13 protein-coding genes and 1 riboswitch are annotated in these 13049 nt (G+C 65.2%); of the genes, 7 read left to right on the top strand and 6 right to left on the bottom strand.

The genetic code is table 11. The annotated features are described in order from the left end of the window. Positions 1-64 precede the first annotated feature (64 nt). Positions 65-940: a 16S rRNA (cytidine(1402)-2'-O)-methyltransferase gene (gene rsmI, locus AC25Z0_RS01090; RefSeq protein WP_488132021.1), complete on the bottom strand. Its 876-nt coding sequence runs from the start codon at positions 938-940 to the stop codon at positions 65-67. A 51-nt stretch (positions 941-991) separates the two neighbouring features. Between rsmI and AC25Z0_RS01085 the strand changes: the two genes are divergently transcribed. From AC25Z0_RS01085 to AC25Z0_RS01075, 3 genes are all read left to right on the top strand, one after another. Continuing rightward, positions 992-2509 (top strand): dolichyl-phosphate-mannose--protein mannosyltransferase, encoded by a 1518-nt coding sequence (locus tag AC25Z0_RS01085; RefSeq protein ID WP_488118422.1) that lies wholly within the window; start codon positions 992-994, stop codon positions 2507-2509. A gap of 157 nt (positions 2510-2666) precedes the next feature. Then, entirely contained in the window at positions 2667-3770 is a 1104-nt protein-coding gene (locus tag AC25Z0_RS01080; RefSeq protein WP_488132020.1) for a fatty acid desaturase family protein, read from the top strand. Positions 3771-3845: 75 nt separating this feature from the next. Next, positions 3846-4853 (top strand): YeiH family protein, encoded by a 1008-nt coding sequence (locus tag AC25Z0_RS01075; protein ID WP_488132019.1) that lies wholly within the window; start codon positions 3846-3848, stop codon positions 4851-4853. Positions 4854-4861: 8 nt separating this feature from the next. Here the strand turns inward: AC25Z0_RS01075 and AC25Z0_RS01070 are convergent, their stop codons facing one another. Together AC25Z0_RS01070 and AC25Z0_RS01065 are read right to left on the bottom strand one after the other, a co-directional pair. Then, a complete protein-coding gene (locus AC25Z0_RS01070) occupies positions 4862-5185 on the bottom strand; it encodes a DMT family transporter (protein ID WP_488132018.1) in 324 nt (107 codons plus the stop codon). Positions 5186-5195: 10 nt separating this feature from the next. Continuing rightward, a riboswitch (guanidine-III (ykkC-III) riboswitch) is annotated at positions 5196-5260 on the bottom strand. A 77-nt stretch (positions 5261-5337) separates the two neighbouring features. Beyond that, on the bottom strand, positions 5338-6270 hold the full coding sequence (locus AC25Z0_RS01065) for a VOC family protein (protein ID WP_488132017.1): 933 nt from the start codon (positions 6268-6270) through the stop codon (positions 5338-5340). Between the two features lie 132 nt (positions 6271-6402). Between AC25Z0_RS01065 and AC25Z0_RS01060 the strand changes: the two genes are divergently transcribed. Further along, positions 6403-6972 carry a TetR/AcrR family transcriptional regulator gene (locus AC25Z0_RS01060; RefSeq protein ID WP_488132016.1) on the top strand — a complete coding sequence of 190 codons (570 nt, stop codon included), beginning with the start codon at positions 6403-6405 and terminating at the stop codon, positions 6970-6972. A gap of 88 nt (positions 6973-7060) precedes the next feature. Then, complete coding sequence (locus tag AC25Z0_RS01055) at positions 7061-7756, top strand: DUF998 domain-containing protein (protein WP_488132015.1); 696 nt, start codon at positions 7061-7063, stop codon at positions 7754-7756. A 7-nt stretch (positions 7757-7763) separates the two neighbouring features. On the opposite strand, the gene AC25Z0_RS01050 is transcribed toward AC25Z0_RS01055, so the two are convergent. Next, on the bottom strand, positions 7764-8963 hold the full coding sequence (locus tag AC25Z0_RS01050; RefSeq protein ID WP_488132014.1) for an FAD-dependent oxidoreductase: 1200 nt from the start codon (positions 8961-8963) through the stop codon (positions 7764-7766). A gap of 121 nt (positions 8964-9084) precedes the next feature. Here AC25Z0_RS01050 and AC25Z0_RS01045 point away from each other — a divergent pair, with 121 nt between their 5' ends. Together AC25Z0_RS01045 and AC25Z0_RS01040 are read left to right on the top strand one after the other, a co-directional pair. Next, positions 9085-10380, top strand: a complete 1296-nt coding sequence (locus tag AC25Z0_RS01045) for an O-acetylhomoserine aminocarboxypropyltransferase/cysteine synthase family protein (RefSeq protein WP_488132013.1) — start codon at positions 9085-9087, stop codon at positions 10378-10380. Further along, complete coding sequence (locus tag AC25Z0_RS01040; protein ID WP_488132012.1) at positions 10377-10958, top strand: CoA-binding protein; 582 nt, start codon at positions 10377-10379, stop codon at positions 10956-10958. The genes AC25Z0_RS01045 and AC25Z0_RS01040 overlap by 4 nt, the downstream gene beginning before the upstream one ends. A 139-nt stretch (positions 10959-11097) precedes the next feature. On the opposite strand, the gene AC25Z0_RS01035 is transcribed toward AC25Z0_RS01040, so the two are convergent. Next, the gene (locus AC25Z0_RS01035; protein WP_488132011.1) at positions 11098-11907 is read right to left on the bottom strand and encodes an ABC transporter permease; all 810 of its coding nucleotides are present in this window, start codon (positions 11905-11907) and stop codon (positions 11098-11100) included. Then, complete coding sequence (locus AC25Z0_RS01030) at positions 11904-13001, bottom strand: ATP-binding cassette domain-containing protein (RefSeq protein ID WP_488132010.1); 1098 nt, start codon at positions 12999-13001, stop codon at positions 11904-11906. Before AC25Z0_RS01030 ends, AC25Z0_RS01035 begins: the two co-directional genes overlap by 4 nt. Between the last annotated feature and the right edge of the window lie 48 nt (positions 13002-13049).

The raw sequence follows: 13049 nt of genomic DNA, 5'->3' as shown, positions 1-13049 counted from the left end.
TTACTCACATTGCCAGTGTATGCCAGCGGCGGAAGTAGGCCAGTGAGAGGCAGCAGACCAGTCGCTACGAGCTGAGCGGTGGAACGACCTTCTTGGGCTTCAGCGCTTCTTTGCTCTTCAGCGCTTCCTTGTTCTTGAGTGCTTCCTCGTAGAGGTCGCGCTTGCTCAAGCCCGTTGCGGCAGAGACATCGGATGCCGCATCCTTCAGTCGAGCGCCGCCCTCGACGAGCGAGAGCACCTCTGCAACTCCGGTGGCGATGTCCATGATCCGCGGCTCTGCGCCGGCGACAACCACGCAGATCTCCCCGCGCACGCCCGCTGCGGCCCACTCGGCAAGCTCTGCTGCCGTTCCGCGCTTGACCTCTTCATAGAACTTCGTCAGTTCACGGCACACGACGACGCGACGCTCCTCACCGAGAACTGTCGCCATATCGGCCAGCGACGCAGCCAGCCGGTTTGGCGACTCGAAGAAGACCATGGTGCGGGCCTCGTTGGCCAGTCCGCGCAGTGTGCCGCGACGGTCACCTGGCTTGCGCGGCAGGAATCCTTCGAACGTGAAGCGGTCGGTTGGGAGCCCAGAGACGGCGAGCGCGGTGAGCACGGCGGATGGGCCAGGCAGTGCGGTGACGACGACGCCGGCCGCGGCCGCGGCATCCACGAGGTGAAAGCCGGGGTCTGACACGGTTGGCATGCCTGCGTCACTCAAGACCAGGACATCCGTTTCGCGAGCAAGCTCAACGAGCTCTGCCGCTTTATCGCGCTCGTTGTGGTCGTGCAGGCTGATGAGCTTCGGCCGGTTCTCGATGCCGAGCGCCTTCAGCAGGTGCACGGTCACCCTGGTGTCCTCCGCGGCAATGACGGTCGCCGTGCCCAATGCCTCTACCAGGCGCGTCGTGACGTCACCGAGGTTTCCGATGGGAGTGGCAGCCAGAATGATCATGTGTCCAGTCTCCCAGCCTCAGGGCCAGTCTGCTCTCACTACGATGGTCAGGTGCTTCGAACACAACCCTGGTTCCGCTGGGCAGGCCCCCTGTTTGTGATGGTGGTCGCCTCCGTTTTGCGACTGTGGAACCTGGGGAACCCGAACACCCTCATCTTTGATGAGACCTTCTACGTGAAGGATGCCTGGACGCTCTTCAACAACGGCTACGAATCGACGTGGCCAGAGAACACGGATCCCCAGTTCGCTGCCGGCGACACCCAGATCTTCTCGACCGACCCGTCGTTCGTCGTGCATCCGCCACTCGGCAAGTGGCTGATCGCACTCGGCATGGCGGCGTTCGGCGCCGACAACAGCTGGTCGTGGCGGATCGTCACGGCCATCATCGGCATCCTGGCCGTCGGTCTCATCATGGTGATCGCGCGCGTCCTGTTCAGCAGCACGCTGCTCGCCACCATCGCCGGCTTCCTTCTGGCCATTGACGGGCACGCCATCGTGATGTCGCGCGTCGCCCTGCTCGATAACTACGTGATGTTCTTCGCCCTGCTCGGCTTCGGCGCCGTCCTGATGGACAGGGCCTGGCATGCGAACCGACTGGCGGCCTGGCTGGCGGAGTCGCGGGAGCGCGGCGACGAACCAACGTGGGGCCCGACCCTGTGGTGGCGTCCGTGGCTGTTGGCCGCGGGACTCGCGTTCGGCCTGACGGCATCCGTGAAATGGTCTGGCCTCTACTTCCTGGCCGCATTCGGTATCTACGTTGTCGTTGTGGATGCGCTCGCCCGGCGACGCGCCGGCGTGCCGTTCTGGTTCAGTGCGGCGATCCTCAAGCAGGCACCGGCCAACTTCCTGCTCATGGTGCCCATTGCCATCGTGACCTTCCTGGTCTCGTGGACGGGCTGGTTCGTGACGAGCGGCGGCTACTACCGCAACTGGGCGGACACAGCGGGTGCAGCCTGGACCGGTGCGCTGGCCTGGGTCCCCCACTCGCTGCAGAGCTTCTGGCACTACCAGGTGGCCGCGTACACCTATCACGTCGGTTTGCAGACCCCGCATCCGTACCAGGCGAACCCGCTCACGTGGCTGTTCATGATCCGCCCGACGAGCATGTATTACCTCGGTACGACGCGCGGCCAGGATGGCTGCGAATTCGACAGCTGTTCGGCAGCGATCACCTCCGTCGGCAACCCGATCATTTGGTGGGCGGCTACCGCGGCGATCCTGTATCTCGTGTACCGCCTGGCGCGCTATCGGGAATGGCGAGTTGGCCTCATTCTGATGGGAATGGTCGCCGGGTACGTGCCATGGCTCATGTACCTGCACCGCACGGTTTTCCAGTTCTACACGATCGCCTTCGAGCCGTACATGCTCCTCGGCCTCACATTCGTCATTGGGTTGATCCTCGGCAAACGCACAGACACGCCGGATCGGCTGGCGGCGGGTCGTCGCCTCGTGGTGGTCTTCCTCGTGGTTGCCACTCTGGTCACCGCCTTCTTCTTCCCCATCTGGACAGGGATGCAGACGCCTTTCCTGTTCTGGCAGCTCCATATTTGGCTGCCAACCTGGCGATAGCCATAAGTGCATACATTCCATTTCGGGAATATTTCGGCTGTGAAACAGATGGGAATCGCCGCGCTATGAGGAGGATTTCCCCCTAGTATGGCGAGTATCTGCACCACGAGTAATCGCTCAATTTTCGACTGAGAAGTCACGGAATCCGGAGGCCTCGATGTCGGAAGTTTCGTCTGCCGCCCCCATTGTTCGAATCGTCAAAACGCGCCCAGGCGGCGACCGAAAGAACCCCACCAGCGAGTACTCATCGCTGCTGAACACGGTCCGTAACCTCGGTCTGCTCCAGCGTCGCACCGGCTTCTACTGGATGATGTTCGCCATCCTGGTCGTCGCACTCGGTGGCGCCGTCGCCGGCTTCGTCCTGCTTGGGGAGTCGTGGTACCAGCTCCTCATCGCCGGCGCGCTCGGGATCATCCTGACCCAGTTCGCGTTCCTGGCACACGAGGCATCGCACCGCGCAGTCTTTGAGTCCGGCAAGGCCAACGACCGTGCAGGTCGCATCCTCGCAAACCTGTTCGTCGGCATCAGCTATTCCTGGTGGATGACGAAGCACAGCCGTCACCACGCCAACCCGAACGTCATCGGCAAGGACCCTGACATCGAGGTTGACGTCATCCGCTTCACCGAAGAAGACGCCTCGAAGGTCAACCGCATGACCGCCCTGATCACGCGCAAGCAGGGCTACCTGTTCTTCCCACTGCTCATGCTCGAGGGCCTCAACCTGCACGCCCACGGTTTCCGCACCGTCTTCGGCCGCGGCAAGGTTGACAAGCGCTGGGTCGAGATCACCATGCTGACCGCCCGCATTGTGCTCTACGTCGCCGCGATCTTCTACTTCCTGCCGCTCGGCATGGCATTCGCCTTCATCGGCGTGCAGCTTGCCGTGTTCGGCGTCTACATGGGAGCGTCGTTTGCCCCCAACCACAAGGGCATGCCTCAGCTTCCGCACGACAGCAAGGTCGACTTCCTGCGTCGCCAGGTTCTCACTTCGCGCAACATTCGTGGCGGCGCGTTCATGGACACCTTCATGGGCGGCCTCAACTACCAGGTCGAGCACCACCTGTTCCCGAACATGGCTCGCCCGAACCTCCGCAAGGCGCAGGAAATCACCAAGGAATACTGCCAGTCGCACAACATCCTGTACACGGAGACGACGCTTTTCGAGTCGTACGGCATCGTCGTCGAGTACCTGAACCGGGTGGGCCTCGCAGCCCGCGACCCGTTCGACTGCCCCATGGTGCGGAGCTTCCGCACGCACTAGTAGGCCAGGCAGCACGCCGCGCGCCACACCTCGCTCGCGCAGGAAGCCACACGACGACACCGTAAGGTGGAAGTCATGTGGCTTCCTGGCGTTGGTGTCGCGGCCGGAGCTGCACTCGTCGCCTGGGGAATCCACCTGCTCTTTCCTGCTGTACCGCTGCTGACGGCCGCGGTGGCTCTCGGCATCATCGTCGCCCAGATCCCGGCGGCTCGGCCCGCCGTGACGGGCGTGCTGGCTCCCGGCCTCTCACTGGCTTCCAAGCGCATGATGAGAATCGGCATCGTGCTGCTCGGGCTAAAGCTCAGCCTCTTCGACATCGCCAGCCTGGGCTGGGTGGCTGTCGCCACCACCATCGCCATCGTGCTCATCACCTTCGCAGGCACATACGGGCTGGGCCGCTGGTTCGCTCTCCCCGGGCATCAGCCGCTGCTCATCGCCACCGGCTTCTCCATCTGCGGCGCGTCAGCAATCGGCGCTATGAGCGGCGTCGTGAAGGCGAAGGATGAGGAGACCGCCACGCCGGTCGCCCTTGTCACCCTGTGCGGCACGCTGGCGATCGGCGTGCTGCCGCTGCTCTGGTATCCGCTCGGCCTGACCACACTGCAATTCGGCCACTGGGTCGGGGCCGGCGTGCATGACGTCGGCCAGGTCGTAGCGACCGCCCAAATCGCCGGGTCTGCGGCGCTGGCCGTCGCAATCGTCGTCAAGCTCACCCGCGTGCTGATGCTGGCGCCGATCGTGGCTGTGGCATCCGTCGTCGAACGTCGGAAGCATGCTGTGCTGGTGGGCAACGGCACCATCACTGCAGCGGATGCGGCGCCGACGCGTCCGCCGATCGTGCCGCTGTTCGTGGCCGGCTTCATCGCCGCCGTGCTCGTACGCACCCTGCTTCCGGTGCCGGAGATTGTATTGGACGCGGCCGATACCCTGCAGACCGCGCTGCTCGCGATGGCGTTGTTCGGCCTTGGCTCTGCGGTACGTCTCGGCTCGTTGGTGCGTACCGGCTGGCGTGCGCTGCTGGTTGGCCTGCTCTCGTGGGCCATGATCGCGGCGCTCGCCTATGGCGCGGTGCAGCTGGGCTGACAGCTGCTTCAGTGACCGCCGTCGACCAGCTTCAGGCCGATGACGCAGCCGATGAGGCCCAGGATCAGCAGCACCTTGACCAGCGAGGCTGGTTCGCCGCCGAAGATCATGGCGTAGGTCACGGTGAGTGCTGCGCCGATTCCCACCCAGACGCCATAGGCGGTGCCGGTGGAGATATCGCGCATGGCCCAGGCGAGTCCGCCCATGCTGGCGACGAGCGCCACACCGAAGATGACGGATGGCCAAAGTTTGGTGAAGCCGTCGGATTTACCGAGGGCTGTTGCCCAGACGGCTTCGAGCACGCCGGACACAATAAGGATGATCCACGACATTAGTCACTCCCGTGGCCAGTCTTGTCGCGTTCCGGGTACTGATCCGTCGTCCGGGGTCGCGGCTGCGCGACCTGTGTCCAGAGTAGCGGGAGGGGCTGTGCAGGCACTGTGCAGTATGAGGGCACTGTGCAGTATGAGGGCACTGTGCAGTGCTAGCTGGGTTCCTCCGGCCGGCGGAACTGGCTGATGGTGAATTCGGCGCCCTGTGGGTCGCGAATGTCGGCGAGTAACGTCCACATCTGGTCGTCGGTGCCGAGCACCGTGCCGCCCAGCTCGCGGACGAGATCGAGGCTCGCTGCCCGGTCGGCAACGCTGAACTTCACCCGCCAGTGCGCGTTCTCTGCGCCTGCAGTCGCGCCGGCAGTCGCGCCGGCAGCACCAGTGTCTGGCACCTGCTCGATCGCACCGATGACATCGGCGAATCCCGCCGGCGCCCCCACCTGGCGTTCAAAGATGTCAGGGTCGGATGTCGCTGCGAGGTACTCGCCGTAGCCATCGACCGCGATCATTGCCTCGACCGTCTGGCCGAAGTCGAGGTAGGTCCAGCCGAAGACCGTCGTGTAGAACGCCTTGGCGGCGTGCTCGTCTGTGGTGCGCAGGTCGCTGAAGTTCCACGAACCAGGCCCGTTGACCGCCTGCGCGCCGAGGCGACGGTTCGCCTGCCACAGCCGAAACTGAGCGCCCTGCGGATCGGCGCAGAGTGCCATGCGGCCCGCCTGGGCGACGTCCTCAGGGCCGTGCAGCACCGTGCCGCCCGCGGCTGTGATCGCGACCGCTGTCTCCTCGGCGTCATCCGTGGCGATGTAGGTGTTCCAGACTGCGACGCCAACGCCCGTCGCGATGGCTGCGGCGTCCGTGCCGTCATGCTGCGCGATGAGGTAGACGGACTGGGCTGCTGGCGGCATCGCGTTCGAGAATGTCCAACCGAACAGGGCGCCGTAGAACCGCGCTGCTGCATCAGGGTCTGGTTGATCGGTGTCGATCCAGGAGGTGACCCCTGGCGGGTAGGTACGTGGAGGGATCTCGGTCATCTGCTTTCCCCTGTCGAACGTCATCTCTTGAACGTCGTCCTCGTCGTTGGTCACGATCAGGGTAGCGCTGGCCGCCGACAGGAGACAGGGGTCGGGTGGGCTGTGGAGCTCGACGAGGCGGGTGACGTCTGGGTCTGTTTCGAGATCCGTTTGACACAACCAGGTAGTTAGTGTTCAATCAGTCACATGGCTTCAACGCAGGCATCTGGCAGCGGTCGATCTACCGCGGAGGAGCAACGACCCCGGATCCTGGGGCATGCCGTCCATGTCTTCGCCAAAGCCGGCTACCACTCCACGCCGATCACCGACGTCGCCGCCGCCGCAAAAGTATCTCCCGCCTACGTCTTCCGCCTCTTCGGCGGCAAACAAGAACTGTTCATCGACGCCATCGACAGTTGCTACGACCAGGTCGCCGCAGCCCTTCAAGCTGGGGGAAAGAACACCTCGTCGACGAACCCAGCAGACGTTGCCGAAGCGATGACGGCGGCGTACATCGAATTGATCGCCGACCGGGATCTCATCGCCCTACAGGTGCACGCACAAAGCGCGTGCGACATCCCCGAGGTCCGGGACGCCGTCCAACGCGGCCTTGCCACCGTCACCCACGTCGTCGCAGCCATCCCGGGCATCACCGACGCCGACGTGCAACGATTCATCGCCTACGGGCAGCTCTGCCACCTCATCGTCCAGGCCGACCTCACCGGCATCGACTCACCGTGGGCCAAAGCACTCACGCACGGCATCCGACACCTCTAAACCCCAGCCCCCTTTCAGCCATCCTTCAACACATCGTCTCATCCCAAATTGTGATTGTTCAGTCAGTCACTCATAGAAAAAGGTTCTCATGAACGTCCTCCGTGTTGTTTCCTCTGGCGCTTTACTCGTCGGTTCGGCCATATATCTCGCGGCCGAAGCCATCGCCGCAGCTGCCTGGAAGTCGCCGACGTACAGTTACGCCCAGAACTGGATCAGCGACCTCGGATCCGCCTCGAAAGGCGTCTTCCAAGGGCGGGAACTGGATTCGCCGCTGCACGCGGTCATGAACGCCGGCTTCATCATCCAGGGGCTTCTGCTGGGTCTGGCTATTGTGCTGCTGTCTCGTACGGTGTCCGGTCGCTCTCGCCGATTCACCGCCGTCATGGCGGGCGTCGTCACTCTCGGGTACGTTCTGGTCGGCACCTTCCATGGCTCCCTACAGGCACAGCAGAACGGCACCCTGTGGCTACATTTCACCGGCGCCACCTTTGCAATCCTCGGAGCGAACACGCTGGCGCTCGTCCTCGGGCTGCACTGGCGGAAAACTCCGGACACCCGGACCCTCGGTGTCCTCAGCATCATCGCCGGTGTAGTCGGGCTGGTGGCGACTGTGGTGTTGTTGTCCACGTTCAACTCCGCCCTGCCCTCCGGTGCGATTGAACGGGGCTCGGTCTACCCGATCGTCCTCTGGGAAGTGCTCGTCGCGGTCACCCTCCTGCGCCGGCCCATCGCCGCGTCAATGCGGGCGGCTGCCAGCGCCGGGATTGTGCCAGCGCACGCCTGACCCCAGCTCAGCGCGACAGCGCGAAGATCGAGAGGTCGAGGTTGGCGCCGGCGGAAGCGGGTGGCGCGGCATCCGTTGCCAGGTCGGCCAGGATACGCCCGACGGAGGGCGTGAACTTGAAGCCGTGCCCACTGAAACCCGCGCCGACAACGACAGGGCCGACGCGATCGAGGATGAAGTTCTCATCTGGTGTCGTCGTGTACGTGCAGCTCACGGGTTCGAGCACATCGGCATCGGCGCCAGGCAACCAGTCGCGCACATAACGCTGCAATGCCGCGAGCTGGGTGGGCTCAGGCAGGAAGGTGCGCGCATCGGGGTCGGTGACCGGGCCGACGCCGTGCCAGCCCGCTTTGACGCCCTGGCCGGGCGTGTACATGCCGTACACCGCTGAGTACCAGTAGCCGGGGTTCGACGGGTCGATGGCGTGATTGAAACCTGGCCAGTCGAGGGCGGCGCGCGCGGCGGCATCCGCTGACTGATCGCGAAGAGCGAAGTGCGCCGGCTGCTCCTGCGTGACGACGAGGCGCGGCAGCGGAGTGCCGCTGAGAACACTGGCACCGTGCAGACTGTCGCCAAGCAGCTTGTTCGTCCAGGCGCCGGCCGTGACGACGACGCGCTTGGCGACGATCGTCTCTGGCGCAGCGTCATCCGCGCCCTCAACCGTCACGCGCACCTCGTCATCGCCGAGCACCTCGATGCTGAGCACGCGGGCGTCGTGGCGCACGTCGGCACCGTTGGCGCGCGCTGCCTGTTGCATGGCCGCCACGGCGGCGTCGGCGTTCAGGCGACCGGCATCGGGCGTGTAGAGCACGCGGCCATCGAAGCGGATGCCAGGCCAGCGCTCCCCCGCGGCATCCGGCGTCAGAAATTCAGCTCCAAAGCCGATCCCGGCGAGCGCCTCCGCCACGTCGTCGAACGCGGGGTTGCGGCCGTGGTTCACGATGCCGACCTGGTCGAACACGTGCGAGCCGGTCTCAGCCTCAAGGTCGCGCCAGAGCGGCAGTGCCTCAGCGAGCATCGCAACGTAGGTGGGGTCGGCATACGCCGTGTTGAAGTTTCGCGAGGCGCCGTGGGAGGCACCGTTCAGGTGTCCGGGGCCGAATCGCTCGAGCAGGGTGACGGATCGCCCGCGCCTGGCGAGCTGCCACGCTGTTGCGGAGCCCATGGCTCCCCCGCCGACGACGACCGTTTCCACCTGTGTGACCATGCCCTCAATCCTGCCGTACCCCGCGCATCCGCTTGACACTGGCAGCCCCAGGGTGGCGGCGGATTGCGCTCTGTTACACGCTCGCCGCCCGGCTGCGGCGTGGCAGCACTAGCGTGAGGCCATGGCAGATCGCGAGTACGGCTTCACCACGCGTGCAATTCACGCTGGCAACATTCCAGACCCGGTAACCGGAGCCCGCGCGCTGCCGATTTACCAAACGAGTGCGTACGTCTTCGACGACACAGCGGATGCCGCGGCGCGCTTCGCCCTGCAGAAGTACGGCAACGTCTACTCGCGGCTGGCCAACCCGACGGTGGCAGCATTCGAGGAGCGCATCGCCAGCCTGGAGGGTGGACTCGGCGCCGTCGCGACGGCCAGCGGACTCTCCGCGCAGTACATCACCTTCGCCAGCCTCGTCGGCACTGGGGACCACATCGTCTCCTCAGCAAACCTCTATGGCGGGTCGATCACCCAGCTCGACGTGACGCTCCGCCGCTTCGGTGTCGACACCACGTTCGTGCAGGGCTCTGACCCGGGCGACTACGCCGCGGCGATCACCGACAAGACGAAGTTGATCTTCGCCGAGACGGTGGCGAACCCGTCTGGCGATGTCGCTGACATCGAGGACCTGGCCGCTGTCGCCCATGCGGCCGGCATCCCCCTCATCATCGACTCCACCGTCGCCACCCCGTACCTCACCCGGCCCATCGAGTGGGGCGCAGACATCGTCATCCACTCGGCGACGAAGTTCCTCGGCGGGCACGGCACGACGCTCGGCGGCGTCGTGGTCGAGAGTGGCCGGTTCAACTGGCACAGCGACAAGTTCCCGCTGTTCGGCGAGCCGGTGCCGAGCTACGGCGGCCTGCAGTGGTCTGGCAACTTCGGCGAGTACGCCTTCCTCACGCGCCTCCGCGCTGAGCAGCTGCGCGACATCGGCCCTTCGCTGGCCCCGCACTCCGCCTTCCTGCTCGCGCAGGGCGTCGAGACACTGCCATACCGGATGCAGGCACACGTCAACAACGCACGCATCGTCGCAGAGTGGCTGGATGCCGACCCGCGCGTCGACTACGTCAACTGGGCCGGCCTGCCGACCCACCCGCACTATGAACGCGGGCTCAAGTACCTGCCGAAGGGACCTGGCTCTGTCTTCAGCTTCGGCGTGAAGGGTGGCAGGGATGCCGGCCGCACCTTCATCGAATCGCTCAACCTGGCCAGCCACCTCGCCAACATCGGCGATGCGAAGACCCTCGTCATCCACCCCGCGTCCACGACGCACGCGCAGCTGAGCGAGCAGCAGCTCATCGACGCCGGCGTGCTGCCAGGGCTCGTGCGCCTGAGCGTGGGCATCGAAGATGTCGACGACATCATCTACGATCTGGATCAGGGGCTTGCGAAGGCAGCGGGAGGCACCAAATGAGCGTCATAGAGACTGCGGAATCCCAGACCGTGCAGCTGGCCAATGGCTTGAGTTGTGATGTTCCGGCCGATTCCCCGCTGGCCAAGCTGCTGCGCTCCCAGCGCACCTGGGTCGGTCCTGACGCCAAGGCCCGCCTGAAACTGCTCCGCGAGGCGAAGTCGGTGGCCATCGTCGGCGCATCGCCGAATCCGGCCCGCTCCAGCTACTTCGTCGGCACCTACCTGCAGCAGTCGAGCGACTACCGGGTGTACTTCGTCAACCCGAACGCCGACACCATCCTCGGCGAGAAGGCGTACCCAGACCTCGCCTCGCTCCCAGAAGTTCCCGACATCGTGGATGTCTTCCGCCGCGGCAGCGACATCCCCGCCGTCATCGACGACGTCGTGACCATCGGCGCCCCCACCATCTGGGTGCAGCTGGGAATCTGGAACCAGGATGCCGCAGAGTACGGCGAGTCCAAGGGCTTGAACGTGGTCATGGACCGCTGCATCAAGATCGAGCACGCCCGGTTCAACGGCGGGCTGCACCTGCTCGGCTTCGACACCGGGCAGATCACGGCGCGGAAGACGATCCGCTAGCGACCCCGCTGATTGAGGAACGAGCGCCAGCGAGTGTCTCGAAATCCCGCGAGCCGGTCTCTGACATCGTGTGTCAGGAGACCGGCCTGCAGGGGTTTCGAGACGGCCTGGCGGCCTCCTCAACCAACGGTGTGGCGTACTACGCCCTGCGCATTCCCCTGATGCCCACGCAGAGGCCGAGGATCGCCGTGATGATCGCTGCGACGAACCCACCGGCCACCGCTGCCGTGGCCAGGTCGCCGGCGAACAGGTCGCGTTCGGCCTGCACGACATAGCTCAGCGGGTTCACGGAGGCGACCACCTTCATCCAGGTCGGACCGTTCTCCAGCGGCAGCAGCATGCCGGAGAGGATCATCAGCGGGAAGATGACCGTCTGGTGGATGACCCAGAACATCCAGTCACGCGAGCGGCAGGCCAGTGCCACCGCGTAACTCAGTGCGCCGAAGCCGATGCCGAAGATCGCCAACAGGATGAAGCCGATGAGCAGCCCCGGCACACTCACCGTGAAGCCGAACGGCAGCGACACCAGGCAAATCAGCAGCCCCTGCACGGTGAGCGGCACCACTTCTTTCAGTGCACGACCGATGAGCAAAGAGCTCCGCGACAGGGGCGCGACAAGCGTGCGCTCGTGCGAGCCCGTCTGCATCTCGGCCAACAGGCCCGCGCCGGTGCTTGCCGTTCCGAACAGGGCGACCATGACCAGGATGCCCGGCACGAACCACTGCAGGGTCTCCCCGGCCGGCAGGCCTGACGATGCGACTAGCAGTGGCCCGAACAGGCCAAGGAACACCAATGGCTGGACGAGGCTGAACAGCGCGCTGAACGGGTCACGCCAGACGGGACGCAGTTCCCGCACGAGCACGTTCCAGGTGTCGACCGCGACGTTGCTGCGATCGGCAGCGGTGTCGGCCGTGCGCAGGCCGGGGGTGGTGTCGGTGATGGTGCTCATGAGCGTGCCTCCTGTGGTGTCGGTGATGTGCTGGTTTCTGAGTTGCGCTGGCTGTCCTGGCTGTCATCGCTGTCCTGGCTGTCATCGCTGCTCTGGCCATCATCGCTGCTCTGGCCATCCGCGCCCTGGGCAGCGTGCCCCTCCTCGCGGAGGCTGCGCCCGGTGAGCGCGAGGAACACGTCGTCGAGCGTCGGTTGCCGATGGGTCACGCCCACGAGCGGGATCTTCGCGGTGTCGAGCGCGCGCACGAGGCGCGGCACCTCCCGGTCGCCGTGCTGCGCGGCCACCGTGACAACGGTGCCCGCGGCCTGACCGCCGATCTGCGTGGCCGCGGTGGCGGCATCCGCTGGAGTGGCGAAGCTCAGGGTGATGGTGTCGCTGGCGACGTTTGCCTTCAGCGCCGCGGCCGTGTCGTCGGCGATGACGGTGCCGTTGTCCATGACCATGACGCGTTCGGCCAGCTGGTCGGCCTCATCGAGGTAGTGCGTGGTGAGGAAGATCGTGGTGCCGAACCGGTCGCGCAGGTCGGTGATGTGCTGCCAGAGGTTGGCCCTGCTCTGTGGGTCGAGCCCGGTCGATGGTTCGTCGAGGAAGAGCAGCTCAGGCCGGTGGATGAGGCCGAGCGCGATATCGACCCGCCGCTTCTGGCCGCCAGACAGCGACTGTACCTGGCGAGTGGCGATGGCCCCGAGGTCGAGGGAGCCGATGAGCTCATCGGCCCGCGCCCTGGTCTCTGCGCGCCCAATTCCGTAGAAGGCACCCTGGCTCAGGAGTTCGTCGCGCACCCGCTGGGTGTGGCCGCCCGACGCGCCCTGTCCGACGTAACCGATGCGCCTGCGCACGCCGGCGGGGTTCTGACGGATGTCGCAGCCAACCACGGTCGCCTCCCCCGTCGTCGCCGCGAGCAGTGTGGTCAGCAGGCGGATCGTGGTGGATTTGCCGGCACCGTTCGGCCCGAGAAACGCCACGAGTTCGCCGCGCTGGACGTCGAGGTCGAGGGAATGCACGGCGTTGACCGTGGCCCCTTTCACCGCGAACGACTTGCCGAGGCCTCGTGCCCTGATCAATGGTGATGAGCTGGTGTGAGTAGTCATAACGACAGACTAAAAACGCTATAGGACACCTATTGTCCTAATAATCGA

Source organism: Leifsonia sp. Y862 (assembly GCF_057669585.1).
This window is presented reverse-complemented; position numbering and strand designations above follow the sequence as displayed.